Origin of the sequence: Stenotrophomonas sp. SAM-B (assembly GCF_013387485.1) — a bacterium.
Taxonomy (GTDB): domain Bacteria; phylum Pseudomonadota; class Gammaproteobacteria; order Xanthomonadales; family Xanthomonadaceae; genus Stenotrophomonas; species Stenotrophomonas maltophilia_AA.
In genome coordinates this window covers 1-25,977 of record NZ_JABBXB010000005.1, presented here as the reverse complement: position 1 = coordinate 25,977, position 25,977 = coordinate 1, and the positions used below count along the sequence as shown (strand labels likewise).

The following is a 25,977-nucleotide window of genomic DNA, read 5'->3' as shown; positions in this document are numbered from 1 at the left end:
ACGCAAACCAGGAGATGCGGTTCAGCTCCCGACAGGGGATGATCGCCGCATGGAGACTGCCAACAGCATGCACAGACTGCTGATCGTCGATGACGACAACGATATCCGCCAGCTGCTCGCCGAGCAGCTCGGCCGCGCCGGTTACCTGGTGAGCACCGCCAGCGATGGCCACGGCATGCGCCAGCTGCTGGAGCGCGAGCATGTGGACCTGATCGTGCTCGACCTCAACCTGCCCCGCGAAGACGGCCTGACCCTGTGCCGCGACCTGCGCGCGCGCTCGAGCACGCCGGTGATCATGTTGACCGCACGCAGCGAGCCGATCGACCGCGTGCTGGGCCTGGAGATGGGCGCCGACGATTACCTGGCCAAGCCGTTCGAGCCGCGCGAGCTGCTCGCACGCATCCGCAACGTGCTGCGCCGTACCGAAGCATTGCCGGCCAACCTGGAGCCGCTGGCGATCCGCCGCGCGCGCTTCGCCAGCTGGGTGTTCGACCTGGAACACCGCCACCTGGTCGATCCGGATGGGCGCGTGGTGGTGTTGTCCGGCGCCGAGTTCCGCCTGCTGCGGGTGTTCGTCGGGCATGCCAACAAGGTGCTCTCGCGCGAGCAGCTGGTTTCGCTGAGCAGCGGTCGCAACTACGAGTCGCAGGACCGTGCGATCGACCTGCAGGTCAGCCGCCTGCGCAACAAGCTCGCCGATGACGGCGGCAGCGACGGGCTGATCAAGACCGTGCGCAATGAAGGCTACGTGCTCGCTGCGGCAGTCACCCTGGAATGAAACGCCTGCGCCACTTCTTTTCCTCGATGGTGGGGCGGCTGTTCGTCATCCTGCTGCTGGGCATGAGCGTGGCGGCGATCGGCGCGACCATGCTGGCCAGTACCAAGCGCCAGCAGGAATTCGAACGGCAGAACCTCAACCGCATCGCGGATCGCCTGCAGGGGTTCGTGAACCTGCTCGATGGCAATCCGGAGCTGCGCCAGCGCCTGCTCACCAGTGGCGGGCCGAGTGTGCGGCAACTGCCGGAAGGCGCGCGCATCGGCCGGCCCGATGCGGCGTTGATGGAGATCCTTGACGACCGGCCCGGTCCGGTGGCGAGCAGCCAGGTCGCCTTCACCTCGTTCCGCTCCTGCCTGCCGCGGCTGCCGGAACTGCTGCCGCGCCCCCCGCGCGACAAGGACAAGATGCGGCACCCGCCGCGCGAGCGCGACCCGGCGTTCATTCCGCCCAAGTGCCGCGTGGTGACCCTGCAGCTGACCGACGGCACGCCCCTGCGGCTGGCGCTGGATTCCCCGGCGGTCGCGCACAACGGCGTGCTCGCCGTGGACCCGCTGTTCCTGACCCTGCTGGTGGTGGCGATCGCGATCCTGGCCTACATCGTGGCGCGGATGGCCAGTGCACCGCTGCAGCGCCTGGCCGATGCCGCCGCCGCGCTGGGCGATGACCTGCAGGGCGCGCCGATGCCGGTGACCGGGCCGTTCGAGGTGCGCCGGGCGGCCGAAGCCTTCAACGCCATGCAGAAGCGCCTGCAGCGCCATCTCGGTGAGCGCACCCAGATGCTGGCGGCGATCACCCACGACCTGCAGACACCGGTAACCCGCCTGCGCCTGCGCCTGGAGAACGTCACCGACGAGGCGCTGCGCGAGCGCCTGATCGGCGATCTCGGTGCGATGCAGGCGCTGATCCGCGAAGGCCTGGAGCTGGCCCGCAGCGCCGAAAGCGCCGAGCAGCGCGCCGCGCTGGACCTGGATTCGCTGTTGGAGAGCATCGTCGAAGATGCCGCCGAGGCCGGGGCCGATGTCCATTTCGAGCAGCCGAGCGGGGCGGTGCTTATGCTGCGCCCGCTGGCCATGCACCGCCTGTTCTCCAACCTGGTCGACAACGCGGTGATGTACGGCCAGACCGCGCGCGTGCGGGTGAAGCAGGTCGGGCAGGACGTGGAGGTGCGCATCCGCGACAGCGGCCCGGGCCTGGCCGAGGACGAACTGGAAGCGGTGTTCGACCCGTTCGTGCGGCTGGAGACCTCGCGCTCGCGCCAGACCGGGGGGGCCGGGTTGGGCCTCACCATCGCCCGCGCCTTGGCCGAAAAGGACGGCGCGACCCTGCACCTGCGCAACCATCCCCAGGGCGGGCTGGAGGCGATCGTGCGCTGGACGTCGCCGGCGCGGGTGCCATCGGGACCCCGCGGGAGCTGACGCCGGCTCCCCCAAAACGCAAGGATTTGCCTACTATGGGCATCTCTTTCCAGCGTCTCCCCCATGAGAGCGTACGACTCTGCCAGCCTCCGCGCTGGTGCACGGCCGTCCCCCCCATGCGCACGGCGCCTGCCCAGGGCTGATCCACACGGATGAGCGATCGGGGGGGCAGGAGCCGGTGGCGGCCGGTACAACCAGGGTTCCCGCGCCTGCCGACGCTGCAGGCCGCAGCGCTGTGGCTGATGCTGCTGTGCGCGGTGCCCTGGACGCTGTCGGCGCAGGATGGTCCGCCGCCGCTGCGCGATTACGCCATCGATGTCTGGACCTCGCGCAACGGGCTGCCGCACAACTCCCTGCGCGACATCGCCCAGACCCCCGAAGGGCATCTCTGGTTCGCCACCTGGGAGGGCCTGGTCCGTTACAACGGCCTGGATTTCACCGTGTTCGACCGCAGCACCACGCCCGGTCTGCGCGACAACGGCGTGGGCGCGCTGCTGGTGGACCGCAGCGGCGCACTGTGGATCAGTGACTCGCGCGGCAACGTGACCCGGCGTGGGACGGACGGCCGCTGGCAGGTCTGGGAGCACCGTGCCGACACCCCGCAGGTGCTGATCCAGGCCATGCAGATGGACAGCCATGGACGCCTGTGGCTGCTGTATGAAGGCAAGGGCATCGCCAGCCTCGGGCCGGAGGGCGTCATCGACTACCAGCCACCGCCCGCCGACGTGCCGATGGCGCTGAGTTTCACCAAGCTGGTGGTGGATGCGCAGGACCGGGTCTGGGTCGGCACCCTCGACGGGCTGGTGGTGCGCGATACCGACGGCGTGCTGCGCCGCGCGCCGGACAGCTGGGGTCTGGGGCGTGGCCTGGTCTGGCCATACCGGGGGCCCGACGGGGTGATGTGGGTGGTGGCCGGCGAGCGCATCTACCGCATGCAGGACGGGGTGCCGCTGCTGCAGCACCGCCTGCCCGGCGTGACCCACATCACGGCGATGCTGCAGGACCGCCATGGCGACCTCTGGCTGGGCACCGAGAATCAAGGTCTGCTGCGGTTGTCGCGGCATGGCCTGGAGCGGCTGCCGACGGGGCTCTCACTGCCGGGCGGGCGCGTGGTCAGCCTGCGCGAAGATGCCGAGGGCAGCATCTGGGTCGGCGCCAACGGCGGGCTGTACCGGCTGCGCGAGACGCTGTTCAGCAGCTTCACCGAGCGCGACGGCCTCAGCGGCGACTACGTGCGGACGGTGTTCGAGGATCGCCAGCGCCAGCTCTGGATCGGCAGCGCCAGTGGCCTGGACCGGCGCGACGCGCAGGGCCACTTCAGTCCGGTGCCGTTGCGCAACAACGTTGGCAAGAGTCCTTCGGTGCTGAGCCTGGCCCAGGACCGCGAAGGGACGCTGTGGGTAGGCACCTTCGGCGACGGCATCTTCCGGATCAACGAACAGGGCCAGCGCCTGCGTGGCTACGGCACGGCCGAAGGGCTGCCGGGCGGCAACATCCGTGCGATCAGCATCGACCGCGACGGCGTGGTCTGGGCCGGCACGCAGAAGGGCGTGGTCCGCATCGAGGCCGGCAGGGCCGAGCAGCCGGCGATCCCGGGCATGCCCGGCGGGCTGATCACCGCACTGGCGCATGACGACGACGGCGCACTGTGGATCGGCACCATCGAAGGCATCCGGGTGCTGCGGGGGGGGCGGGTGCAGTCCATCGATCTGCAGCCGTTGGGCGGTGGCCGCAGTGTGTTCGGGTTCCAGCAGATCGGCGATGCGATGTGGGTCAGCACCGATCGCGGCCTGTACCGCTACCAGGAAGGCCAGCTCGCGCGGGTCGGCCTGGAGCAGGGCATGCCGGTGGATACGGTGTTCCAGCTGGTGCCCGACCGGGTCGGCAACGTCTGGGTCAGCAGCAACCGTGGCGTGCTGCGCACCGACATGACGATGCTCAACGCCGTCGCCGATGGCCGCGCCGCGCGGGTGGAGGTGGAGCATTACAACGAGATCGACGGCATGGCCAACTCGCAGGCCAACGGCAGCTCCGGTCCGTCGGCGATCCTGCGCCAGGACGGCACCTTCTGGGTGGTCACCGCCGGTGGCCTGAGCACGGTCGATCCACTGCGCCTGCAGCGCTTCCGCGAGCGCCTGGCGCCGCCGGCGGTGATCGAGAACGTGCAGGTCGACGGGGCGCCCCTGCATTGGCAGGGGAGCAATCACAATTCGATTCCCGGCGGGCGCCGGCTGAGCGTGAGCTACGTCGGGCTGAGCTATCTGCTCTCCGAGCGCATCCGCTACCGCACCCGCCTGGAGGGCCTGGACAAGGGCTGGATCGAACGCGGCCAGCAGCGCAGCGTGGAGTTCATCGGCCTGCCGCCGGGCGATTACACGCTGCACGTCTCGGCCGCGCACCCCGGCGGTGTCTGGAGCGACAGCGAGGCGGTCTGGGAGTTCACGGTGGAGCCGTTCCTGTGGCAGCGCCACAGCGTGCAGCTGATCGCCGCGCTGCTGCTGCTGGCCGGCCTGGTCGCGCTGTACCGCTACCTGATCAACCGCTACAAGACCAGCAACGTGCGGTTGGCGCGGATGGTGAAGGAAGCCACGCTGGATCTGCAGACGCAGACGGTCAACCTGCAGGCGCTGAACCAGGAGAAGACCGAACTGGCCGATCGCCTGGCGGTGCAGGCCGAGGCATTCGAACGGCAGGCGCGCGAAGACGCGCTGACCGGGTTGCCGAACCGGCGTGCCTTCGACGAAGCGCTGGCGCGTGACTTCGCCCGTTCGCAGCGCAGCCGCCACCCGCTGTGCCTGGTGGTGCTGGACATCGATCACTTCAAGGAAGTGAACGACCGGCACAGTCACTCGGTGGGCGACGTGGTGCTGGTCGAAGTGGCGCGCCTGCTGGCCTCGGCCTGCCGCGACTCGGACATGCCGGCGCGGACCGGCGGCGAGGAGTTCGCGCTGCTGCTCAACGACACCCGCCTGGACGAAGCGGCGCAGGTCTGCGCGCGCCTGCGCGGGCTGTTCCACGATCATCCGGACTGGGCGGGGATTCCGGGCCTGAAGGTCACCTTCAGCGCCGGCCTGGTCGAACTCGATGCCGCCGATCGCACCCCGATGCTGCTCTACCAGCGCGCCGACCGCGCGCTATACCGCGCGAAAAGCGAAGGCAGGGACAGGACCAGCATCGGCTGAGCCCGCGGGGCCCCGCGATGCGCGGCCTGTCCGCTCGTGCGGGATGCTGTCCGGCGCGTCAGCTCACTGCCGGACGCGGTTAGCGCGGCCAGCTGTTGGCGACTTTGCAGAACAGCTTTGCGGTCTGTTCGGTGTCGTACACCGCGCTGTGCGCTTCATCGGCATCCCAGCCCAGGCCGGCCGCCGTCGCCGCGCGCGCCAGCACGGTCTGGCCATAGGCGATACCGCCCAGGGTGACCGTGTCGAACACGCTGAAGGGGTGGAACGGGTTGCGCTTGTGGCCGGTGCGGTTGACCGCCGCGTTGACGAAGCCCAGGTCGAAGTGGGCGTTGTGCCCGACCAGGATCGCGCGCTGGCAGCCGTACTTTTTCATCGCGGCGCGGATCGGGGTGAAGATGTGGTCCAGCGCATCGCGCTCGACCTTGGCCAGGCGGAACGGGTGGTCCAGGATGATGCCGGTGATCTCCAGCGACTTGGGATCGATCTCCAGCCCCTCGGCCGGCACCACGTGGGCGCTGGCGGTCTGCCCGGGATAGAGCAGGCCGTTTTCGTCCATCTCGATCGGAACGGCGGCGATCTCCAGCAGCGCGTGGCGATCAGAGTCGAATCCGCCGGTCTCCACATCCACCGCCACCGGCAGGAAGCCCCGGAAGCGGGTTGCCATCAAGCGCTGCGCAGCAGCGGGCAGTGCGTCGGCAGCAGCCGGCGCGTCGGAGCGGGGGAGGTCGTCAGTCATTGCGCCAGTTTAGCAGAGCGCCCTGTACGCCCCCTCGTGCTCAGGCGAAGGCAGGCGTGCGTGCGCGGCGGCGCAGCAGGTGGTCCAGGCTCAGCGGGCCGGCGCCCTGCAGGGCGAGGGGCAGCAGCATGGCCATGAACAGCAGTGGCAGTTTGAAGTTGCCGAAGCCCTGGTCGGTGATGGCATAGCCCATCGCCAGCTCGCCCAGGCCCTCCCAGTGCATCGGCCAGTGCACGGCGGCAGTGGCGACCACGGTCAGCACCAGCAGGCTGCTGGCCGCCAAGCGGGTGCCCAGCCCGAGCAGCAGGCAGGCCGCGCCAACCAGCTCGAACCAGGTGGCGAGGTGCCAGTTGAGGGCCGCCGGCAACTGGTCGAACGGAAACGGGAAGGCCTGCTGCAGGTCCTCGAACCAGTTCTGGCCGCGCAGTTTTTCGCGACCCGATTCGAAATACTCCCAGCCCATCAGCAGGCGCAGGCCGAGCGGGGCGAACCACGGGGCAACACGGTCCAGCCGGTCGCGCAGCGCGACCAGGTGAGGTGACTTCATCGGGGAGATTCCGTTGGGGAGGGATCAGGAAACGTGCGCGGCGGGGCCTATCACCCCGTTGCCATGGAATTGGCGCAGCAGGGCGGCGCCGGGCAGGAGCAGCACATCGACCGCCAGGCCGTGTGCCTCGGCGAGATGCTGAAGGTAGGTGGCGCCGCTGTGGCCGGGATGCTGGCCGATCCGCTCCAGCAGTTGCGCGGCCATCGGGCTGATCGTGGCGAAGCGGACCTGGCCATCGGGATCGCGCCGGACCAGCAGCCCGGTAGGACCGGTATCTGCATGCTCTGGTGCATCCTCGGCGCCCAGCCGGTGCACCGGCCAGTGATAGAGCAGCGGCCAGGCCAGCGGCGAACGCTGCAGCGCCGCGGACATCGGGTCCAGGCCGGGGGAGGGCGGCAGGGGCTGCGCGTCGAGCTGGTACAGGGCCGTTTCCACCCACTCGTAGTGGGCCAGTTCGGCCAGTGCCGGGTGCGGCAGCGCGGGCTGTTGCTGCAACCACTGCACGAACTCGGCGGCCAGTGCGGTGAACAACGGGGTCTGCGCGGGGTGTCGGGCGAAGAACTGCCGGATCAACGTGGACCACGCCGCCTCGCCAAGCAGTCGCACGCAGACCGGGAAGCCGGTCCCAAGCAGTCCCAGCACGCTGTTGAACACCAGCCGCTGGTAGATCCCCAGCCGGCGTGCGTCCAGTCCGGCGGGTGCGGCGACATGGTCCGGGTCGCGCAGGTGCGCGGTGAACGCCCTCTGCTGCGCGTGCAGGTGCGAAGGGGCGTCAGTCATGCCCGGCTCCGGCATGGGCGGCCATCAGGCGGCGGATGGTATGCAGTTCGCCGCGCAGTTCGGCGTACGGGGGGAAATTGAAATCGCGTTCCAGCAGGGTCGGGCGCGCGCCGATGCGCGCATAGGTGCGGGCGAGCAGGTCCCAGACCGGGTCGATCACCGCGCTGCCGTGGGTGTCGATCTTCAGGTCGGGTGCTTCGTCCAGATGGCCGGCGACATGCAGGCAGACGATGCGCGCGGCAGGAAGCCCGGCGATGAACGTGTCGGCGTCGTAACCATGGTTGCAGGCGTTGACGTAGACGTTGTTGACGTCCAGCAGCAGGTCGCAGTCGGCCTCCGCCAGCACCGCGTTGGTGAACGCCAGTTCGTCCATGGCCGGTTCCGGGGCGAGGTAATAGGACACGTTTTCCACCGCGATGCGCCTGCCGAGCGCGTCCTGCACGCGGGCGATGCGCGCCGCGGTGTGGCGTACCGCCTCATCGGTGAAGGGGAGCGGCAGGAGGTCGTAGAGGTGGCCTTCATCGCTGCAGTAGCTCAGGTGTTCGCTGTAGAGCGGCACGTTGTGCCGGTCCAGGAAGCGTCCTACCTGTTCCAGCAGCACGGTATCCAGCGGCGCGGTGCTGCCCAGTGAGAGCGACAGCCCGTGGCAGGTCAGCGGGTAGCGCGTGGCCAGTTCGGCGAGCGCGTCGCCGGCCGGCCCGCCGACGCCGATCCAGTTTTCCGGGGCGCACTCGAGGAAGTCGACATCGCCGGCGGGCGCATCGCGCAGGTCCTGCAGCAGGGCCCGGCGCAGACCAAGGCCGGTCGCCGCCGCAGGCAGCGACGACCGGTCCAGGCCAGTGGCCAGCGCGTCAGTGCTTGGCACCGCACTTGCCTTCGCCGCACTTGCCTTCCGCCGTCTTCGTGTCGCCCGCGGCCTTGGCCTTGGTGCCGGTGGCCTTCGCTTTGTCGGCGCCGCACTTGCCTTCCCCAGACTTGCCTTCGGCGGCCTTGGCACCGGTCGTTGCGGCCTTGTCGCCCGCCTCCGTCCCGGCCTTGCCGCCGTGCGCACCGCACTTGCCTTCGCCACATTTGCCCTCGGCGGCCTTCGTCGCCGCCTGGCCAACCACCAGATAGCCCTGGGCCAGCTCGGTCATGCTCAACGCGGATGCCGAGGCGGTGACCCCCAGGCCTGCGGCCAGCGCAGTGGCCGCCAACAGGGACAGCGAACGGGTGGGTGTGCTCATCGGGTGGATCTCCTTGGAATGGGCCGGGGCCCGGGATGGCTGCGTGGGGGCAGCAGGTGCGGCCATGGTGGACCGACCCGACTCATCGAATCCTCACACAGGATTCAACGTTTCGTGAAGTGTGGGGGATTGCCATCATGGCAACGCAACAGCAAGGCAAAAAAAAACCGCCACCCGGAGGCAGCGGCTTCTTCTTCCTGCGCTTCAGGCAGACCTCAGACGTGATCGGTACTGCTGGTCTCGTCGCGCTTCTCGCGCGGCGGCAGTACCTGCTCGCCATGCACCAGGAACCAGACGTTCTCGGCGATGTTGGTGGCATGGTCGCCCACGCGCTCCAGGTTCTTGGCCATGAACAGCAGGTGGGTGCACGGGGTGATGTTGCGCGGGTCTTCCATCATGTAGGTCAGCAGCTCGCGGAACAGCGCGGTGTACTGCGCGTCCAGGCGGGCGTCGTCGTCGCGCAGTTCCAGCGCCGCGGCGGCGTCGTTGTCGCGGTAGGCTTCGATGGCGCGGCGCACCTGCTGGGCGGCCAGGCGGCCCAGCGCACGCAGGCCCTGGATCTGCGGCAGCGGTGGCACCTTGCTCAGCGCGATCGAGCGCTTGGCCACGTTGGCGGCGTAATCGCCGATGCGTTCGATGTCGGCCGGAATGCGCAGGCCGGCCAGGATCTCGCGCAGGTCGCGCGCCATCGGCCCACGCAGCGCCAGCCGCATGACGTCGTGGCTGATCTGCTGCTCAAGCTGGTCGATGGCCTCGTCGTTGGCGATGATGCGCTGGGCGGCGTTCTCGTCGCGCTTCTCGATGACGTCCATGGACGCCTCCAGCTGGGCGACGGCCATCTCGCCCATGCGCACGATCTCGGCCACCAGGCGCTGCTGTTCTTCGTCGTAGCTCTTGACGATGTGGTCGTTGGGAAGATTCATGGTCTGCGATCCGGGTAGAGCCAGGCCGCGCCTGGCTGGGACAGTTGGTGAGGGGACAGCACCGATCAACCGAAACGACCGGTGATGTAATCCTCGGTCTGCTGCTTGGTGGGCTGCGAGAAGATCACTTCGGTGCGGTCGTGCTCGATCAGGTCGCCCAGGTACATGAAGGCGGTGTAATCGGAGACGCGCGCGGCCTGCTGCATGTTGTGGGTCACGATCACGATGGTGTAATCGTGCTTGAGCTCCTCGACCAGCTGCTCGATGCGGCTGGTGGAGATCGGATCCAATGCGGAGGTCGGCTCGTCGAGCAGCAGCACGTCCGGGCGCAGGGCCACGGCGCGGGCGATGCACAGGCGCTGCTGCTGGCCGCCGGACAGGCCCAGCGCGCTCTGGTTGAGCTTGTCCTTCACCTCGTCCCACAGCGCGCCCTGGCGCAGGGCCTGCTCGACGCGATCGGTCATCTCCGACTTGGAGAGCTTTTCGTGGTGACGGATGCCGTAGGCCACGTTCTCGAAGATGGTCATCGGGAACGGCACCGGCTTCTGGAACACCATGCCGACCTTGCTGCGCAGGCGGTTCATCGGGTACTTCGGCGAGAGGATGTTCTCCCCGTCCAGCATCACTTCACCACGCGCTTCCAGCTTGGGATACAGCGCGTAGATGCGGTTGAAGATGCGCAGCAGGGTGGACTTGCCGCACCCGGACGGACCGATCAGCGCGGTCACGCGCTTTTCCGGAATCTCCAGGTCGATGCCCTTCAGTGCATGGAACTTGTCGTAGTAGAAATCCAGCCCGCGAGCGGCCAGCTTGATCGGCGCCGGGGTCTGCAGGCTTTCATGCGAAGCCGGGACCACGATGCGCTGCATCGGCACGGCGTTGGAGAGATCGTTCATGGCGATGTCCGTGGAAAGGTCAGTCATGGGAGATACGGTTGCGCAGCAGGATGCCGCGCGCGGAAAGGCTGACCAGCAGCACGAACACGGTCAGCACCAGCGCGCCGGCCCAGGCCAGCACCTGCCAGGATTCATAGGGGCTGCCGGCGAACTGGTTCATCACCACCGGCACCGAGGCCATCGGCTGGAACACGTTGCTGTTCCAGTACTGGTTGCCGAAGGCGGTGAACAGCAGCGGGGCGGTTTCGCCGGAGATGCGGGCCAGCGCCAGCAGGATGCCGGTGACGATGCCGGCGGCGGCGCTGCGGTACAGCACCTGCACCGTCACCTTCCACTGCGGGATGCCCAGCGACAGGGCCGCTTCGCGCATCTGCGACGGCACCAGGCGCAGCATTTCATCGGTGGTACGCACCACGACCGGAAGGACGATGAAGGCCAGCGAAAGCGCACCGGCGAAGGCCGAGAACTGACCACCGGTCTGCATCACGTACAGGGTGTAGACGAACAGGCCCAGCACGATCGACGGTGCCGAGAGCAGGATGTCGTTGACGAAGCGGACCACCGTGCCGGCCTTGCGGAAGTTGCCGTACTCGGCCAGCCAGGTGCCGGCCAGCACGCCGAGCGGCGTACCGATGGCGATGGCCAGGCCGCACATCACCGCGCTGCCGAAGAAGGCATTGGCCAGGCCGCCGTCCTGCATCGGCGGCGGTGTCATCTTGGTGAACAGGTCCAGGTTGATCCCGGCCAGGCCCTTGGAGGCCAGCGTCCACAGGATCCAGCCGAGGAAGAACAGGCCGAACAGTGCGGTCAGGCAGGACATCAGCAGCGCGACCACGTTGACGATGCGGCGGCGCAGGTACAGCGGTTGGGCGTTGGCGGTGGACATCAGTTGCCCTCCTTGCGGGCCAGGCGCATCAGCATCAGGCGGGCGATCGCCAGCACCACGAAGGTCACGATGAACAGCACGAAGCCGAGCAGCAGCAGGGCCGAGCGGTAGGTTTCAGTGGCTTCGCCGAAGTCGTTGGCGATCAGCGCGGCAATCGTGGTGCCCGGCTCGAGCAGCGACGGCGACAGGCGCACGCTGTTGCCGATCACGAAGGCCACCGCCATGGTTTCACCCAGGGCGCGGCCGAGGCCGAGGAAGATGCCGCCGATCACCGCCGAGCGGGTGTAGGGCAGCACGATGTCCCAGCTCACTTCCCACTTGGTGGAGCCCAGCGCATAGGCCGATTCCTTCAGGCGGGTCGGCACGGTGAGGAACACCTCGCGCATCACCGAGGAAATGAAGGGGATCACCATGATCGCCAGCACGAAGCCGGCGGTGAGCACGCCGATGCCCAGCGGCGGACCCTGGAACAGCGGGCCGATGATCGGCATCGTGCCGAGGTGATCGTTGAGGAACGGAGTGACGTACTCGGTCATCACCGGGACCAGCACGAACAGGCCCCACATGCCGTAGATGATCGAGGGGATACCGGCCAGCAGTTCGATGGCGGTACCGACCGGGCCACGCAGCCAGCGCGGGGCGACTTCGGTCAGGAAGAAGGCGATACCGAAGCTCACCGGCACGGCGATGACCATCGCGATCAGTGCGGTGACCAGGGTGCCGTAGATCGGTGCGAGGGCACCGAATTTGTTCTCGACCGGATTCCATTCGGACGAATAGAAGAAGCTCAGGCCCTGCTCCTGCAGGGCATGGCGGCCGCCCCACAGCATCGAGAGCGCGGCGCAGGCCAGGGCGACCAGCACCAGGATGACGGTGGCGATCAGGACCCAGCGGAACAGTTTGTCGTTGCGGGCATCACGCAGGTCGCGGAGGGACGGTGCGGGAACAGGCTGGGCGATGGCATTCATGGCTGAGGCGGGGGCCCGAAAAGAGAAGAGGTAGTGCCGGGCGTTGCCCGGCATCACGTTCGGAGCGTGGTGCGGCCGGGCAGCGCCCGGCACTACGATCGGTCAGGCCCGCGCCGCGCGCGGGCCTGCCTTTTTCACTTGAACTCGCTGGTCCAGTACGCTTCGATCTGGGTGACCAGCTCGGCCGGCAGCGGCACGTAGTGCAGTTCGTTGGCCTGGGCCTGGCCCTTCTCGAAAGCCCACTTGAAGAACGCCAGGGTGTCCTTGCTGCGCTGGGCATCCTTGGGCTGCTTGTGCATCAGCATGAAGTTGGTGGCGGTGATCGGCCATGCCTGGTCGCCCGGGGCATTGGTGATGACCAGGTTGAAGTCCTTGGCGCTGGCCCAGTCGGCGCTGGCGGCGGCAGCGGCGAAGGTTTCCGCGCTCGGCTGCACCCAGTTGCCGGCAGCGTTCTGCATCGAGGCATAAGGCATGCCGTTCTGCAGCGCGTAGGCCAGCTCGACGTAGCCGATCGAGCCCTTGATCTGCTTCACGTACGAGGCCACGCCTTCATTGCCCTTGCCACCCACGCCGTCCGGCCACTGCACCGAGGTGCCTTCGCCGACCTTGCTCTTCCAGTCCGGGCTGACCTTGGAGAGGTAGTTGGAGAAGTTGAAGGTGGTGCCCGAACCGTCCGAACGGTGGACCAGGGTGATCTTGCCGTCCGGCAGTGTGACGCCCGGGTTGGCGGCGACGATGGCCGGGTCGTTCCAGGTCTTGACCTTGCCCAAGAAGATGTCGGCCAGCAGGGCGCCGCTGAGGCGCAGCTTGCCGGCTTCCAGGCCGTCGATGTTGACCACCGGGACCACGCCGCCGATCGCCGACGGGAACTGGCCGAGGCCGGCCTGGGCCAGCTCTTCGCTGCTCAGCGGCTTGTCGGAGGAACCGAAATCAACGGTGCCGGCCTTGATCTGGGCGATGCCGCCACCCGAGCCGATCGACTGGTAGTTGATCTTGGCGCCGGTGGCGGTGTTGTAGTCGGCCGACCACTTGGACACCAGCGGGAAGATGAAGGAGGCACCGGCACCGGAAATTTCGGCGGTGAGGCGGTCGCCCGCGGCGGGGGCGGCGGCGGGCGCGTCGGTGGCCGGCGCGGCGGCTTGGCCTTCAGCGCCCGGCTTGCAGGCGGAAAGACCCAGCGCGATGGCCAGGGAAAGGGCGGCGATGCTGGCCGTGTGCAGTTTCATGCGTCACTCCATAGCGGGACAAGGGCCGGTCTTTCCGGCGACGCGACTATGAAATGATGTTTTTGTTACAGCTTGATGACGCCGTGACCGGGCGCACGCAAAGCCTTGCGGCACAAGGGCCGGGCTCGCAGGGGCAGGCAATAAAAAGGCGCGGAGCCTTGCGGTCCGCGCCCGATGGCGCCGGAAGGGGGAGAGAGGACCCTCCGGCGCCATTGCACTGTCCGGTGGGTTGCGTCGGGGGCGACGCGTACCGACCAACGGTCGGTACCTACCGGTAGGTCACCACCGCGAGTGGTGACGCCGTCGATCGATCAGTACTTCAGGTTCTGCGACCAGTAGGTCTCGATCTGCTTGACCAGGGTGTCCGGCAGCGGGACGTAGTCGAGCTGCTTGGCCTGGGCATCGCCGCTCTTGTAGATCCAGCGGAAGAACTCCTGAGTAGCCTTGGCGTTGGCGACGTTCTTGGGCTGCTTGCGGACCAGGATGAAGTTGGTGGCGGTGATCGGCCACGCATCCGCGCCCGGGGCGTTGGTCATGACCAGGTAGAAGTCCTTCGCGCTGGCCCAGTCGGCGCTGGCGGCAGCGGCGGCGAAGGAGGTGTCGCTCGGCAGCACGATCTTGCCCGAGGCGTTCTTCATCGCGGCGTAGGACATCTTGTTCTGCAGCGCGTAGGACAGTTCGACGTAGCCGATGCCGCCCTTGATCTGCTTCACGTAGGCAGCGACGCCTTCGTTGCCCTTGCCGCCGATGCCGACCGGCCACTGGACCGACGTACCTTCACCGACCTTGGTCTTCCACTCCGGGTTGACCTTGGAGAGGTAGTTGACGAAGTTGAAGGTAGTGCCCGAACCGTCCGAGCGGTGCACGACGGTGATCTTGCCGTCCGGCAGCTTGACGCCCGGGTTCAGCGCGGCGATCGCCGGGTCGTTCCAGGTCTTGATCTTGCCGAGGAAGATGTTGCCCAGGGTCGGGCCATCCAGCTTCAGCGCGCCCGGCGCGATGCCCGCCACGTTGATCACCGGGACCACGCCGCCGATGACCGACGGGAACTGGGCCAGGCCGGCTGCCGCCAGCTCTTCCGGCTTCAGCGGGGCATCGGAGGAGCCGAAATCAACGGTCGCGGCCTTGATCTGGGCGATGCCGCCACCGGAACCGATGGACTGGTAGTTGACCTTCTTGCCGGTCGCGGTGCTGTAGTCGGCCGACCACTTGGACATGACCGGGTAGATGAACGAGGCGCCCGCGCCGGTCACATCGGCGGCATTGGCGGCGAACACGGACGACGCGGCGAGGACGGCAACGGCGGCGCGCGACTTGAAGGCGTGGATCACGGGGTGGCTCCTGGGATGGATGAAGGTGCGGGGTGTCCCGCCCGGTGCTCATTCCATAACGGTTCGATGACAGCGCAGCGACTGTCATATGACCACCTCGTGACACGGCTTCCGGGCGGGGTGTCACAACGGCTGCAACGCCTCCGGGACCGCGTAGCGGCGGCCGTCGAAGCGCAGCACATGGCGCTCGCCTTCCACCGGCGTGTCCTGGTCGCGGCAGGTGTCGCCGTCCATCCAGCTGTGCGTGGTGACCCGGCGCTCGCGCAGGACGAGGTCGGCCAAGCCGTGCTTGCCTTGCGGGCCGACCGCCACGGTGCGCGTCACGTCGGTGGATTCACCGGCGCAGCGGGTGTCCCACTCGGCCTGGAAACGACGCAGCACCATCGGTGAGCCGAGCGTGCGCAGCGTGTCTGCCTGCACCGCCAGCAGCTGCACCTGTTCTTCGCTGAAAGGATTGGGCCCGGAGCCATTGCGCCGCTGCACGCGCAGGCCGAACGCGAGGGTGTCCGGCGCGAGCTGGTAGCGCGCGGTATCCAGGTGCATGCCGTCGAAGAAGACCGCATCGCTGTCGAGTGCGCCGGACAGCACCGTCCATGCGCGCGTGGCGAGGGTGTCGGAATCGATCACCAGCACCTCCACATCGCCATCGCGGGCGTCGTTGTCGCCACCGTCGCGCCAGACGGGCGTGGCCAGCAGGGTCAGCTCGGGGCGCGCGGGCCAGCGCCGGCAGACGCTGGCGGCCGTGTCACGGGTGTAGCCGAGGCGATCGGGCAGCGCGCCGTCCGCCCGCACCACGTACGCCTCCTCCGCGGCGGCCTGGGCGTCGTGGCAGTCCTGCGCGTGGGCGGGCAGGGTGGCGGCACTGCACGCGACGGCCAGCAACAGCGGGAGTGCGATACGCATCGGGTCCATCCATGGGCAAAGGGCGCCCAGCATACCCGCGCACGGGCACGAAAAAAGGCGCAGCCGAAGCTGCGCCTTTGTGTCACACGCGTGTTGCAGGGCTTACCAGAAGAACTGCAGGCGCGCTTCGAGGATGTTCGGATCGTCGTTGACGAACGTACGGGCGGTGGAGCTGTACTTCTTGCTGTCCACCATCACGTAGTTCAGTGCGAACTTGGTGTTGGAGCGCCAGTAGTAGTTCACGCCCACGGTCCAGATGTCCATCTTGCCGCCGAGCACGCCATCGACGATCGGCGGGCGACCGGCCACCGGATTCGCCGACAGGTTGCCGTCGTTGAGGTCCATGTGGTCGTAACGCGCGCCCAGCTGCCACATGCCGCGGCCCGGCTCGTCCGGCAGGCCGGTGGTCGGGGTGCCGCCCTTGTAGCCCCAGGTTTCGCCGGTGATGTTCCACAGGCCGCTGACGTAGTAGCCGTCGCTGCTGTAGTTGTCGCGGGTGTAACGCTTGGCCTTGCTGGTGTAGTACTCGGCCTGGGCCTTGAACGGGCCGCCGATGTACATCGCTTCGGCGCCGATCGTGCTGACGCGGTCGGTGTCGACCAGGTTGCCGCTGTCGACCAGGCGCGCGGTGGCCAGGTCGGCGTTCGGACGGGCGCGCACGCGCAGGGTGTCCGCATCGGTGTCGTAGTCGACGTAGCTCAGGCCGAAGTGCAGGACCTGGCCCTTGTCATTGATCGGGGCCCAGGTACCACGCGCGCCGTAGCCGCTGCCGTGGGCCAGGTTGCGGGTCAGTTCGCGGCCGAAGGCGCTGGCGGTGACCGACCAGTTGTTGTCGCCGATGCTGTAGGCGCCACCGAGGCGGCGGGCCACTGCATAGGTGTTGGTGACCGCGGCCTTGGAGATGAAGTCGTTGTTCTTGGTGCTGGACAGTTCTTCCAGGCTGTTGGGCTGCTTGAACTGGCCGAACTGCACGAAGTGGTTGGCGTTGCCGGCCAGCTTGTACTTCAGGTTGGTGTCCAGGAACTTGTCGGCTTTGGCGTCGTAGCCCACCACCCATTCCACGTTGCCCGGGCCCTTGCCCTTGAGCACCAGCTCGGCGCGGCGCAGCTCGAACTCGCTGTTCTTGCCGTTGCCGGCGTCGCCGCCATTGAGGTCGGTCACATCGTTGTCGAACCAGTTGCCGTCGGCCTGGACCAGGCCCTCGAACGTGATTTCCGAACCGCCGATCACATCGATGGCCACTTCAGCGTGAGCGGCCGGAACGAACAGCGCAGCCGCCACGGCCGCAGTAAGAAGTTGGCGATGCAGTTTCATGGAAGGAGCCTTGCAGGCAGGTGGGAAGATGCTGCGCAGGCTAATTAGTGAAGATTGCGTAAATGTGACAGTTTCAGACAAACCGTCATCTGCCGTATCCCAAGCGGCGTCAGGGGCTGCCATTTATGCCCGGCGGAGATGACCGCCGGGTTGCGTCCAGATGGCAATCGCGCCCCCGTTCAGGCGGCGGTCTTTTCCTTGAACCGGCACAGGTCGCGGATCACGCACTGCGGGCAGTCCGGCTTGCGTGCCTTGCACACGTAGCGGCCGTGCAGGATCAGCCAGTGATGCGCATCGAGCAGGAACTCGGCGGGGATCACCTTGACCAGCAGGTCCTCCACCGCGCGCACGTCCTTGCCCGGCGCCAGGCCGGTCCGGTTGGAGACGCGGAAGATGTGCGTGTCGACCGCCATCACGGGTTCACCGAACGCGGTGTTGAGCACCACGTTGGCGGTTTTGCGCCCAACGCCGGGCAATGCCTCGAGTGCGGCGCGATCGCGCGGCACCTCGCCGCCGTGCTGGTTGACCAGCATCGCGCAGGCGGCGATCACGTTCTTTGCCTTGGCGTTGTACAGGCCGATGGTGGCGATGTACTTCTTCAAGCCCTCCTCGCCGAGGTCGAGGATCGCCTGCGGCGTGTTGGCAACAGGAAACAGCTTGCGCGTGGCCTTGTTGACCCCGACGTCGGTGGCCTGCGCCGACAGCGCCACCGCCACCAGCAGTTCGAAGGGTGAGCTGTACTCCAGTTCGGTCCTGGGGTGCGGGTTGAGTTCGCGCAGGCGGGTGAACATTTCGATCACATCGGCCTTGGGCATGCGCGCGCTGCGTGCGGCGGTTTTCTTCATCGTGGTCATCAGGGAAAACGCCCGGCCGCCTTCGCCTTGGCGCGCGCGAGAATCGCGGCGGCGGCCGAGGGCAGGGCGGGTTTCTGGATGTCGGGTGTGGGAGGTGGCGCGCGGCGCGCCTCCCGTTCGGCGGCGCGGCGGGCGAGCCGCTGCCCGCGTTGGCGGTAGCGTTCGCGTGCATCCCAGGCGCGCTGCAGCTGCTGCTGTGCGTGCTGGAGGCGCTGTGGCAGATCGGGATGGTCGGCCAGCAGGTGCTCGTCGCCCGGCTGCGGGACGTAGTCCATCAGGCCGGCCGCAAGCGCGGCGTCCCAGTGATCGTCAAGCACGAGTGCCAGCAGCTGCGCTGGCGAAGCGGTATCGGAAGGCGACATGGCTCAGCGGTTCTGGAACACCGGCGGGCGGCGCGCGAGGAAGGCGCTGGTGCCTTCGCGCATGTCCTCAGTGGCGAACATCAGGCCGAACTGCGCGCTCTCGTATTCCAGACCTTCGCCCAGCGCGCACTCGCCGCCGATGTGGATGGCATCCAGGATGCCGCGCAGCGCCAAGGGCGCGGCCGAGGCAAGCTGCGACGCCAGTGCGTGGACGCGGGCATCCAGATCGGCGGCCGGGACGACCTCGTTGACGATCCCGACCTGCGCGGCGCGGGCGGCGGTGATCGGGGCGCCGAGCAGGCACAGCTCCAGCGCGGCGGCGCGGCCACACAGACGCAGCAGGCGCTGGCTGCCACCGAAGCCCGGAATCAGTCCCAGGTTGATCTCCGGCTGGCCGAGTCTGGCGGTCTCGGCGGCCACCCGCAGGTGGCAGGCCATGGCCAGCTCCAGCCCGCCACCCAGCGCGAATCCATTGATTTTGCCGATGACCGGCTTGGGCATCCGCTCGATGCGCCGCATCAACCCCTGGCCCAGCAGCGAGAAATCACGACCCTGAACCGCGCTCAGGCCGTTCATTTCGGCGATGTCGGCCCCGGCAACGAACGCCTTGGGACCGGCGCCGGTCAGGACCACCACCCGCACGTCCTCATCGGAGGCGGCCGCGGCGAAGGCGGCATCCAAGGCTTCCAGCGTGGCCCGGTCGAGAGCGTTGAGCTTGTCCGGGCGGTTGACCGTCACGGTGCGTACGGCACCATCGTCCATAATCGCGATAAGGGCGTCGGCCACGGCAGGACTCCTGAAAACGTTAAAAAATAGTGATGTTGAACTCTTGAAACGAAGTCAGGTCAGAGCCTCCGTCGTTAGTGGCGGTTCAACGTTGCGGCGGCTATCCTAACCCGTCGCCTCAGGGCGGCCCAACGCGTCCTGAGTTACCACCCCTGGAGAAAAGTTTGATGAAGTTGCGTTCTATCGCGGTCGCCGTCGCGGCCCTGGCCCTGACGGGCAATGCCTTCGCCCAGGACACCTCGTCCGAAAAGGGCAAGCTGAGCTATTACTTCGGTTACGACTACGGTAACAACCTGGCTGAACTCACCGCACGCGGCGAGCAGCTGGACATCAACTCGGTGGTGAAGGGCCTGCAGGATGCCTACGCCAAGAAGCAGCCGTCGATCACGGCCGAGCAGTTGAAGCCCGCCGTCGAAGCCTTCCAGAAGCGTGAGCAGGGTCGTGCGCAGGCCGCCAAGGCCGAGTACGACAAGGCTGCCGCCGAGAACAAGACCAAGAGCACCCAGTTCCTGGCCGCCAACAAGGCCAAGGCCGGCGTGCAGTCGCTTCCGAGCGGCGTGCAGTACCGCGTGATCGAAGCAGGCAAGGGTGCCAAGCCGACCCAGGCCAGCACCGTGCAGCTGGAAGTGGCCGGTCCGTATCCGTTCGGCACCCGTCCGGCCGAAGCGCGCCCGGCCCAGCAGATCCCGGGCATCAAGGTCAGCGAAGTCGAAATGAAGGCCATGCGTGAAGCCCTGCTGCAGATGCCGGCCGGCTCCAAGTGGGAAGTGACGCTGCCGCCGGAACAGGCCTATGGTGCCGATCCGCGCACGCCGTTCCCGCCGAACGTTGCGGTGCAGTTCGAAATCAAGCTCGTCAGCGTCAAGTAATTTCTGCAACATCAAGAACGCGCCGGTGGAAACACCGGCGCGTTTTTCGTTTCCGTGCATTCGCGCTACTGTTGAGCGGTCCAATCGATGGAAGAATCCCCGCATGCCGCGCCCACTCCCTGCATCGGAATCTGCGCACTGGATCGCGCCGGTATCTGCACGGGCTGCCTGCGCACCGTGGATGAGATCACCCGCTGGCGAATCATGAGCCGACCCGAACAGCATCACGTCATGCAGCACACGCTGCCCCTGCGCGAACAACTGCGTCAATCGCTGTGCGGTTCGCTGGCCGAGCACGAACGCCTGCTGCGCGCGCTGCATCCGCTGGACCAGCCGCCGCAGGGCGATGGCTGGAACCGCAGCGAACTCATCGATCTCCTGCCGCCCGGCCCGCCGGTCGAAGCAGCCGTGCTGGCGGGCATCATTCCGCGCGAGGGTGGCGCCCAAGTGCTGCTGACCCGGCGTACCGACACGCTGCGCCACCATGGGGGGCAGGTCGGCTTCCCCGGCGGCCGCATGGAGCCGGACGACCGTGACGCCGTGGCGGCCGCGATCCGCGAGAGCGACGAGGAAATCGCGCTCAAGCACGACCAGGTGCAGGTGCTCGGGTATCTCGACCCGTTCGTGACCATCACCGGCTATCGGGTCATGCCGGTGGTGGCGGTGATCGATCCCGCGTTCGTGGCCGTACCCGAACCGGGGGAGGTCGCGGAAGTCTTCGAAGTGCCGCTGTCCTACCTGATGGATCCGGCCAACCTGCACCACGTCGAGATCGACCATCGCGGGCGCATCCGCCACGTGCTCGAATACGGCTGGCCCGGGCAGCGGATCTGGGGCGCGACCGCCGCCATTCTCTACAACCTGCGTCGCCGCCTGGAGCAGACCGCATGACCACGCCACTGATCGATGTCACCGCCCTCGCAAAGGCCCTGGAGGAGGGCGCCACGCGCCTGATGGATGCACGGGCGACGGCCAGTGCCGCCCCGCCGCTGAAGGTGGTGGATGCGCGTTTCTCGCTCGCCGACCCGCAGTCCGGCGCGCAGTTGTATGCACTGGGCCATCTGCCCGGTGCGCTGTACGCCGATCTCAACCGGGATCTGTCCGATCTCGGCCGCACCGGCCATGGCCGTCACCCGCTGCCGGACAGCGATGCGTTCGCCGCGCGCCTGGGCGAGTGGGGCATCGGGCCGCAGACCCGGGTCGTGGTCTACGACGCCGGCGACGGCAGCATGGCCGCCGCGCGCCTGTGGTGGCTGCTGCGGCTGATCGGACATACGCACGTGCAGGTGCTCGATGGTGGCTTCGCCGCCTGGCAGGCGGCTGGTTTGCCGGTGACGGCGGCGCTGCCGCAGGTGTCCCCGTTGCCGCCGTACCCCGGTCGTTTCGACCGCAGCCGGATCGCCTCGGTGGAGGAGGTGCAGGCGCGATTGAAGCACGCGCCGGGCTGGCTGATCGATGCGCGGGCCGGTGAACGCTTCCGTGGCGAAGTGGAACCGTTGGATCCGGTCGCCGGCCACGTGCCCGGCGCGGTGAATCGTCCCTTCGCGTTGAACGTGCACGACGGGCGGTTGCGCCCTGCGGACGATCTGCGCGCGGCGCTGCAGCCGCTGATCGGCACCCACGCGCCGGACGAGGTGGTGTTGATGTGCGGCTCCGGCGTCACCGCCTGCCACCTGCTGCTGGCGATGGACGTCGCGGGCCTGGAAGGTGCGCGGATCTATGCGGATTCGTGGAGTGGCTGGGTCAGCGACACGTCGCGTCCCGTCGCCACCGGCTGATCACGGGCCACGATGACGGCCACGGCCAATGGCGCGGTAGGTGCCGACCGTTGGTCGGCACACCCTCTCAGCCACGCAGTTCCTGCAACGGCACTGCCGCCAGCACACGCGGCCACGGGAACAACGGACCCGGATCGCGCTTGCGTGGCACGCGCCGCTCCGGATCATCGCTGGCCACTTCCTCGCGCGTATCCAGCCACTCATGGCCGGCGATATGTGTCAGCGCCGGTAGCGTCCCGCACAGATGCTGCAGCAGATCGATCAGGGCCGCGATCTGCACATCGGGGTAGGGCTCGTCCATCGCCTGGTGCCGGGAATCCCACCAGTGCGGGTAACGCCCGGTGTTGACCAGTTCGATGCCGATCGAGCGCGGATTGAAGCCGCTGACCTGATGCGCGACGCGGTCCAGCGCCACGTACTGGACGATGCGTCCGTCGCGGTCGATGTAGTAGTGGCCGCTGTTGCCGGTGCCGCTTTCATACAGCACCCGTTCGCCGTAGGCGCGCGCCATGGCCAGGTCAGGCAGTTCGGTGCAGTGGATGACCACCAGATCGATGTCGTCGTGCGTGCGCGGCAGCAGCCTGTCCTGGTAGGGCAGGGGCTGTGCATCGATGGCGGGCGGGGCGCGGTCGGGCATGCGGCGATGCTAGCATTTGGGCATGAACGCTCCTATCGATTCCCGCGCGGTACGCGCATGAGCCGCGGCCACTGCATCCTCTCCCACGGCTTTGAAAGCGGCCCCGACGCGATCAAGGTGACCGCCCTGGCGGACGTGGCCGAACGCCTGGGCTGGACCCACGAGCGCCCCGACTACACCGACCTGGACGCCCAGCGCGAGGTCAGCAGCCTGGGCGACGTGCGGGCCCGCCTGCAGCGCCTGGTCACCCTCGCCGCCACCCGTGCCGCCGAGGGCCCGGTGGTGTTGGCCGGCTCCAGCCTGGGGTCTTACATTTCAGCCATCGCCTCGCTGCAGGTGCCGGTCCGTGGCCTGTTCCTGATGGTGCCGCCGACCCGGATGGGGCCGATGCCGGCCCTGGACGCGGCCCGCGTGCCGACCAGCGTGGTGCATGCCTGGCACGACGAGCTGATCCCGCCGGCCGAGGTGATCGCCTGGGCCCAGGCCCGCTCGGCGCGCCTGCTGATGGTGGATGACGGGCACCGGCTGACCGACCACGTCGAGGCCTCCTGCCGGGCGTTCGAGGAATTGCTGGCCTCGCTGTAACCGGGCGATCCCGCCCACGTCACGTACAATGGCCACCTGGGCTCCGTGCCCGGCTGCTTGCCGTGCCCGTGGGCACCCCCTCTCCGCTGACCTGCGATACCGATTCCGTGAAATTCTTTGTTTCCTGCGCCAAGGGCCTGGAGTATCTGCTCGCCGACGAACTGTTGGCGCTCGGCCTGGACAAGGCCACCGCCACCATTTCCGGCGTCAACGCCGAGGGCGAGCTGGCGCAGGCACAGCGCGTGGTGCTGTGGTCGCGCCTGGCCAGCCGGGTGCTGTGGCCGCTGGCCGAGTTCGAGTGCCCGGACGAGGGCTCGCTCTACCAGGGCGTGTCGGCGATGGCGTGGGAGCAGCACATCAGCCCCGAGCTGACCCTGTCGGTGGACGCGCATGTGTCCGGTACCGAGATCACCCACGCGCGCTTCGCCGCGCAGCGGGTCAAGGATGGCGTGGTCGACAGCCTGCGCGCGCAGGGCCTGGAACGGCCGTCGGTGAACGTGGAGTTCCCGGACGTGCGGATCAACCTGTCGCTGCGCAAGGGCCGGGCCACGATCTCGATCGATCTGGGCGGTGGCCCGATGCATCGCCGCGGCTGGCGCATGGCGCAGAACGAGGCGCCGCTGAAGGAAAACCTGGCCGCTGCCGTGCTGCTGCGCGCCAACTGGCCGAAGATCCACAGTGAAGGCGGTGGCCTGCTCGACCCGATGTGCGGCAGCGGCACGCTGCTGATCGAAGGCGCGCTGATGGCCGCCGACGTCGCCCCGGGCCTGCAGCGCCACGGCAGCATTCCGCCAAGCCGCTGGCTGGGCTTTGACCGCGAGAGCTGGAACACCTTGATGGCCGAAGCGCGCACGCGCGAGGAAGCCGGCCGCGGTGCGCTCAAGCAGGTCATCCACGGCAGCGACATCGATCCGCATGCGATCCGCGCAGCCAAGGAAAACGCCGAGACCGCCGGTGTCTCGCACGCAATCTGGTTCGGCGTGCGCGACGTGGCCGATGTGCAGGTGCCGCTGCAGGAAACCGGCTGCGTGGTCTGCAATCCGCCCTACGACGAGCGCCTGGCCGCCGATGCCCTGCTGTACCGCCGCCTCGGCGACGCGCTCAAGCGCGCGGTGCCGCAGTGGCGTGCCAGCCTGCTGTGCGGCAGCGCCGACCTGGCCTTCGCCACCGGCCTGCGCGCCAACAAGAAGTACCAGCTGTTCAACGGCGCCATCGAGTGCGCGCTGATCGTCTGCGACCCGATCGCGGTGCCGCAGCGCGAGAACACCGGCCAGCCGCGCGAGCTCAGCGAAGGCGCGCAGATGGTGGCCAACCGCCTGCGCAAGAACATCAAGAAGTTCAAGACGTGGCGGACGCGCGAGAGCATCACCTGCTACCGCGTCTACGATGCCGATCTGCCCGAGTACGCGGCCGCCATCGATGTCTACGAAGAAGATGGCGGTGCCCGCCGTACCTTCCTGCATGTGCAGGAGTACGCGGCCCCGGCGACCATTCCGGATGTCGATGTGCGTCGTCGTCGCAACGAGCTGCTGTCGGCCGCGCGTGAGGTCTTCCAGGTGCCGGCCGAGCAGGTCGCGCTGAAGTCGCGCGAGCGTGGCAAGGGCGGCAGCAAGTACGGTCGTTTCGAGCAGCGCGGCGAGTTCGTGCTGGTGCGCGAGAACGATGCCCTGCTGCGCGTGAACCTGTTCGACTATCTGGATACCGGCCTGTTCCTGGACCATCGCCCGCTGCGCTGGCACATGGCACAGGAAGCCCAGGGCAAGCGTTTCCTCAACCTGTTCTGCTACACCGGCGTCGCCTCGGTGCAGGCCGCCGTGGCCGGTGCCGCGACCACCACCAGCGTGGATCTGTCCGGTACCTACCTGCAGTGGTGCGCCGACAACCTGGCCTTGAACGGCAAGGGTGGCAGCCAGCACCAGTTGATCCAGGCCGACGCCCTGGCGTGGCTGGAGGCGGAGCGTCACCGCTTCGACGTGATCTTCTGCGATCCGCCGACGTTCTCCAACTCGGCCCGCGCCGATGATTTCGACATCCAGCGCGAACACGTGCGCCTGCTGCGCGCGGCCGTGGCGCGCCTGAGCCCGGAAGGCGTGCTGTATTTCTCCAACAACTTCCGCCGCTTCAAGCTGGACGACGAAGCGATCAAGGAATTCGCGGAGTGCAAGGAGATTTCGCCCGAGACCATCGGTGCGGACTTCGAACGCAACCCGCGCATCCACCGCGCGTGGGAACTGCGCCGCTACGGCGCCTGACGGGAAGGGGCTGACATGGACGACAGCCACCTCCACGCCGACGGACTGCTGCTGCGGCCGTTCGAGGATGCCGACGCCGCCGCGTTCGCAGCGGCGGTGCGTGAATCGGCCGAGGGTATGCGGCGCTGGATGCCGTGGAGCTCGGTCGACTACAGCGTCGAGCAGGCGCTGCAGTGGTTCCAGGCCTGCCGGGACGGCTGGGCGGCAGGCACGGCCTGCGAGTACGGGGTATTCGACCGTGACACCGCCGCCTTCGTTGGCGGCGCGGGACTGAACAAGATCCAGGACGACCCCCGGTTCTGCAACCTGGGGTACTGGGTCCGGCAGGCGTGTCGCGGCCAGGGTGTCGCGCCCCGCGTCGTGCAGGCGCTGGCCGTCCAGGCATTCGGCCCGCTGGGCCTGCATCGGGTGGAGATCGTCGTGGCCGTGGGCAACCTCGCCAGCGAACGGGTGGCGGTGAAGTCCGGCGCCCTGCGCGAGGGCGTGGCGCGCAACCGACTGGTCATCGACGACCGTCCTGCCGCAGCGCACATGTTCTCACTGGTGCCCTGAGCGGCGATCGCGATGCGGCTACGCACCTGGGGGGCGGCGGGTGCACCGCAGGAATCGACGTGAAGGTAGCAACTGTCTTATCAGGTGCAGACCAACGCGGCCTCGGCGTCCCGCTTGCGGGCGTTGAGGATGACCAGCATCTTGCGCATGACCGCTACCAGCGCCACCTTGCTCGCCTTGCCTTTGGCTTT

Annotated in this window: 26 protein-coding genes and 1 pseudogene; 9 read left to right on the top strand and 18 right to left on the bottom strand. The window is 68.0% G+C overall.

Annotated elements, in window-relative coordinates:
* The first annotated feature begins 49 nt into the window (after nt 1-49).
* The 3 genes from HH110_RS12245 to HH110_RS12235 all read left to right on the top strand — a co-directional run bounded on the left by HH110_RS12245 (nt 50) and on the right by HH110_RS12235 (nt 5,375).
* The gene (locus HH110_RS12245; RefSeq protein ID WP_176989933.1) at nt 50-778 is read left to right on the top strand and encodes a response regulator; all 729 of its coding nucleotides are present in this window, start codon (nt 50-52) and stop codon (nt 776-778) included.
* On the top strand, nt 775-2,193 hold the full coding sequence (locus HH110_RS12240; protein WP_176989932.1) for a cell wall metabolism sensor histidine kinase WalK: 1,419 nt from the start codon (nt 775-777) through the stop codon (nt 2,191-2,193). Before HH110_RS12245 ends, HH110_RS12240 begins: the two co-directional genes overlap by 4 nt.
* A 242-nt stretch (nt 2,194-2,435) precedes the next feature.
* Nucleotides 2,436-5,375 (top strand): ligand-binding sensor domain-containing diguanylate cyclase, encoded by a 2,940-nt coding sequence (locus HH110_RS12235; protein WP_176990128.1) that lies wholly within the window; start codon nt 2,436-2,438, stop codon nt 5,373-5,375.
* Nucleotides 5,376-5,454: 79 nt separating this feature from the next.
* Here the strand turns inward: HH110_RS12235 and rnt are convergent, their stop codons facing one another.
* From rnt to HH110_RS12155, 16 genes are all read right to left on the bottom strand, one after another.
* Entirely contained in the window at nt 5,455-6,039 is a 585-nt protein-coding gene (gene rnt, locus HH110_RS12230; RefSeq protein WP_176990127.1) for a ribonuclease T, read from the bottom strand.
* 112 nt (nt 6,040-6,151) lie between these two features.
* Nucleotides 6,152-6,658: a DoxX family protein gene (locus HH110_RS12225; protein WP_176989931.1), complete on the bottom strand. Its 507-nt coding sequence runs from the start codon at nt 6,656-6,658 to the stop codon at nt 6,152-6,154.
* Between the two features lie 24 nt (nt 6,659-6,682).
* Entirely contained in the window at nt 6,683-7,438 is a 756-nt protein-coding gene (locus HH110_RS12220) for a DUF2063 domain-containing protein (protein WP_176989930.1), read from the bottom strand.
* Complete coding sequence (locus HH110_RS12215) at nt 7,431-8,303, bottom strand: DUF692 family multinuclear iron-containing protein (RefSeq protein WP_176989929.1); 873 nt, start codon at nt 8,301-8,303, stop codon at nt 7,431-7,433. The genes HH110_RS12220 and HH110_RS12215 overlap by 8 nt, the downstream gene beginning before the upstream one ends.
* Nucleotides 8,290-8,664, bottom strand: a complete 375-nt coding sequence (locus HH110_RS12210; protein ID WP_176989928.1) for a hypothetical protein — start codon at nt 8,662-8,664, stop codon at nt 8,290-8,292. Before HH110_RS12210 ends, HH110_RS12215 begins: the two co-directional genes overlap by 14 nt.
* Nucleotides 8,665-8,879: 215 nt before the next feature.
* Nucleotides 8,880-9,587, bottom strand: a complete 708-nt coding sequence (gene phoU / locus HH110_RS12205) for a phosphate signaling complex protein PhoU (RefSeq protein ID WP_176989927.1) — start codon at nt 9,585-9,587, stop codon at nt 8,880-8,882.
* Between the two features lie 65 nt (nt 9,588-9,652).
* The gene (gene pstB / locus HH110_RS12200; RefSeq protein ID WP_176990126.1) at nt 9,653-10,483 is read right to left on the bottom strand and encodes a phosphate ABC transporter ATP-binding protein PstB; all 831 of its coding nucleotides are present in this window, start codon (nt 10,481-10,483) and stop codon (nt 9,653-9,655) included.
* Nucleotides 10,484-10,502: 19 nt separating this feature from the next.
* Nucleotides 10,503-11,369: a phosphate ABC transporter permease PstA gene (pstA, locus tag HH110_RS12195; RefSeq protein WP_176989926.1), complete on the bottom strand. Its 867-nt coding sequence runs from the start codon at nt 11,367-11,369 to the stop codon at nt 10,503-10,505.
* Entirely contained in the window at nt 11,369-12,337 is a 969-nt protein-coding gene (pstC, locus tag HH110_RS12190) for a phosphate ABC transporter permease subunit PstC (RefSeq protein WP_176989925.1), read from the bottom strand. The genes pstA and pstC overlap by 1 nt, the downstream gene beginning before the upstream one ends.
* A 134-nt stretch (nt 12,338-12,471) precedes the next feature.
* The gene (pstS, locus tag HH110_RS12185; RefSeq protein WP_176989924.1) at nt 12,472-13,563 is read right to left on the bottom strand and encodes a phosphate ABC transporter substrate-binding protein PstS; all 1,092 of its coding nucleotides are present in this window, start codon (nt 13,561-13,563) and stop codon (nt 12,472-12,474) included.
* Between the two features lie 311 nt (nt 13,564-13,874).
* Nucleotides 13,875-14,894, bottom strand: a complete 1,020-nt coding sequence (gene pstS / locus HH110_RS12180; protein ID WP_070471808.1) for a phosphate ABC transporter substrate-binding protein PstS — start codon at nt 14,892-14,894, stop codon at nt 13,875-13,877.
* A 123-nt stretch (nt 14,895-15,017) separates the two neighbouring features.
* Entirely contained in the window at nt 15,018-15,797 is a 780-nt protein-coding gene (locus tag HH110_RS12175) for a hypothetical protein (RefSeq protein ID WP_176989923.1), read from the bottom strand.
* 102 nt (nt 15,798-15,899) lie between these two features.
* On the bottom strand, nt 15,900-17,111 hold the full coding sequence (locus tag HH110_RS12170; RefSeq protein ID WP_176989922.1) for an OprO/OprP family phosphate-selective porin: 1,212 nt from the start codon (nt 17,109-17,111) through the stop codon (nt 15,900-15,902).
* Between the two features lie 179 nt (nt 17,112-17,290).
* Nucleotides 17,291-17,965 carry an endonuclease III gene (gene nth / locus HH110_RS12165; RefSeq protein ID WP_176989921.1) on the bottom strand — a complete coding sequence of 225 codons (675 nt, stop codon included), beginning with the start codon at nt 17,963-17,965 and terminating at the stop codon, nt 17,291-17,293.
* Entirely contained in the window at nt 17,965-18,327 is a 363-nt protein-coding gene (locus HH110_RS12160; RefSeq protein ID WP_176989920.1) for a hypothetical protein, read from the bottom strand. Before HH110_RS12160 ends, nth begins: the two co-directional genes overlap by 1 nt.
* 3 nt (nt 18,328-18,330) lie before the next feature.
* The gene (locus HH110_RS12155) at nt 18,331-19,113 is read right to left on the bottom strand and encodes an enoyl-CoA hydratase-related protein (protein ID WP_176989919.1); all 783 of its coding nucleotides are present in this window, start codon (nt 19,111-19,113) and stop codon (nt 18,331-18,333) included.
* Nucleotides 19,114-19,280: 167 nt separating this feature from the next.
* On the opposite strand from HH110_RS12155, the gene HH110_RS12150 reads away from it, so the two are divergent.
* From HH110_RS12150 to HH110_RS12140, 3 genes are all read left to right on the top strand, one after another.
* Nucleotides 19,281-19,982, top strand: coding sequence for an FKBP-type peptidyl-prolyl cis-trans isomerase (locus HH110_RS12150; protein WP_176989918.1), 702 nt, complete (start codon nt 19,281-19,283; stop codon nt 19,980-19,982).
* 87 nt (nt 19,983-20,069) lie between these two features.
* Nucleotides 20,070-20,873, top strand: coding sequence for a CoA pyrophosphatase (locus HH110_RS12145; protein ID WP_176989917.1), 804 nt, complete (start codon nt 20,070-20,072; stop codon nt 20,871-20,873).
* Nucleotides 20,870-21,760: a sulfurtransferase gene (locus tag HH110_RS12140; RefSeq protein ID WP_176989916.1), complete on the top strand. Its 891-nt coding sequence runs from the start codon at nt 20,870-20,872 to the stop codon at nt 21,758-21,760. The genes HH110_RS12145 and HH110_RS12140 overlap by 4 nt, the downstream gene beginning before the upstream one ends.
* Before the next feature lie 67 nt (nt 21,761-21,827).
* On the opposite strand, the gene HH110_RS12135 is transcribed toward HH110_RS12140, so the two are convergent.
* Nucleotides 21,828-22,397, bottom strand: a complete 570-nt coding sequence (locus tag HH110_RS12135) for an N-acetylmuramoyl-L-alanine amidase (protein WP_176989915.1) — start codon at nt 22,395-22,397, stop codon at nt 21,828-21,830.
* A gap of 57 nt (nt 22,398-22,454) precedes the next feature.
* Between HH110_RS12135 and HH110_RS12130 the strand changes: the two genes are divergently transcribed.
* The 3 genes from HH110_RS12130 (at nt 22,455) to HH110_RS12120 (ending at nt 25,786) form a co-directional block, all read left to right on the top strand.
* Entirely contained in the window at nt 22,455-22,982 is a 528-nt protein-coding gene (locus tag HH110_RS12130; protein ID WP_176989914.1) for a hypothetical protein, read from the top strand.
* Nucleotides 22,983-23,089: 107 nt separating this feature from the next.
* Nucleotides 23,090-25,234: a bifunctional 23S rRNA (guanine(2069)-N(7))-methyltransferase RlmK/23S rRNA (guanine(2445)-N(2))-methyltransferase RlmL gene (rlmKL, locus tag HH110_RS12125; protein WP_123729701.1), complete on the top strand. Its 2,145-nt coding sequence runs from the start codon at nt 23,090-23,092 to the stop codon at nt 25,232-25,234.
* Nucleotides 25,235-25,249: 15 nt separating this feature from the next.
* Nucleotides 25,250-25,786 (top strand): GNAT family N-acetyltransferase, encoded by a 537-nt coding sequence (locus HH110_RS12120; protein WP_176989913.1) that lies wholly within the window; start codon nt 25,250-25,252, stop codon nt 25,784-25,786.
* Nucleotides 25,787-25,866: 80 nt separating this feature from the next.
* On the opposite strand, the pseudogene HH110_RS12115 reads toward HH110_RS12120, so the two are convergent.
* A pseudogene (locus HH110_RS12115) lies at nt 25,867-25,977 on the bottom strand (IS110 family transposase); the annotation flags it as partial.

Bases quoted from the DNA above. Each gene is read 5' to 3' on its own strand.
- HH110_RS12245 (WP_176989933.1), top strand. From the start codon at position 50: ATGGAGACTGCCAACAGCATGCACAGACTGCTGATCGTCGATGACGAC.
- HH110_RS12240 (WP_176989932.1), top strand. From the start codon at position 775: ATGAAACGCCTGCGCCACTTCTTTTCCTCGATGGTGGGGCGGCTGTTC.
- HH110_RS12235 (WP_176990128.1), top strand. From the start codon at position 2,436: ATGCTGCTGTGCGCGGTGCCCTGGACGCTGTCGGCGCAGGATGGTCCG.
- rnt (WP_176990127.1), bottom strand. From the start codon at position 6,039: ATGGCAACCCGCTTCCGGGGCTTCCTGCCGGTGGCGGTGGATGTGGAG.
- HH110_RS12225 (WP_176989931.1), bottom strand. From the start codon at position 6,658: ATGAAGTCACCTCACCTGGTCGCGCTGCGCGACCGGCTGGACCGTGTT.
- HH110_RS12220 (WP_176989930.1), bottom strand. From the start codon at position 7,438: ATGACTGACGCCCCTTCGCACCTGCACGCGCAGCAGAGGGCGTTCACC.
- HH110_RS12210 (WP_176989928.1), bottom strand. From the start codon at position 8,664: ATGAGCACACCCACCCGTTCGCTGTCCCTGTTGGCGGCCACTGCGCTG.
- phoU (WP_176989927.1), bottom strand. From the start codon at position 9,587: ATGAATCTTCCCAACGACCACATCGTCAAGAGCTACGACGAAGAACAG.
- pstB (WP_176990126.1), bottom strand. From the start codon at position 10,483: ATGAACGATCTCTCCAACGCCGTGCCGATGCAGCGCATCGTGGTCCCG.
- pstA (WP_176989926.1), bottom strand. From the start codon at position 11,369: ATGTCCACCGCCAACGCCCAACCGCTGTACCTGCGCCGCCGCATCGTC.
- pstC (WP_176989925.1), bottom strand. From the start codon at position 12,337: ATGAATGCCATCGCCCAGCCTGTTCCCGCACCGTCCCTCCGCGACCTG.
- pstS (WP_176989924.1), bottom strand. From the start codon at position 13,563: ATGAAACTGCACACGGCCAGCATCGCCGCCCTTTCCCTGGCCATCGCG.
- HH110_RS12175 (WP_176989923.1), bottom strand. From the start codon at position 15,797: ATGCGTATCGCACTCCCGCTGTTGCTGGCCGTCGCGTGCAGTGCCGCC.
- HH110_RS12170 (WP_176989922.1), bottom strand. From the start codon at position 17,111: ATGAAACTGCATCGCCAACTTCTTACTGCGGCCGTGGCGGCTGCGCTG.
- nth (WP_176989921.1), bottom strand. From the start codon at position 17,965: ATGACCACGATGAAGAAAACCGCCGCACGCAGCGCGCGCATGCCCAAG.
- HH110_RS12160 (WP_176989920.1), bottom strand. From the start codon at position 18,327: ATGTCGCCTTCCGATACCGCTTCGCCAGCGCAGCTGCTGGCACTCGTG.
- HH110_RS12150 (WP_176989918.1), top strand. From the start codon at position 19,281: ATGAAGTTGCGTTCTATCGCGGTCGCCGTCGCGGCCCTGGCCCTGACG.
- HH110_RS12145 (WP_176989917.1), top strand. From the start codon at position 20,070: ATGGAAGAATCCCCGCATGCCGCGCCCACTCCCTGCATCGGAATCTGC.
- HH110_RS12140 (WP_176989916.1), top strand. From the start codon at position 20,870: ATGACCACGCCACTGATCGATGTCACCGCCCTCGCAAAGGCCCTGGAG.
- HH110_RS12135 (WP_176989915.1), bottom strand. From the start codon at position 22,397: ATGCCCGACCGCGCCCCGCCCGCCATCGATGCACAGCCCCTGCCCTAC.
- HH110_RS12130 (WP_176989914.1), top strand. From the start codon at position 22,455: ATGAGCCGCGGCCACTGCATCCTCTCCCACGGCTTTGAAAGCGGCCCC.
- HH110_RS12120 (WP_176989913.1), top strand. From the start codon at position 25,250: ATGGACGACAGCCACCTCCACGCCGACGGACTGCTGCTGCGGCCGTTC.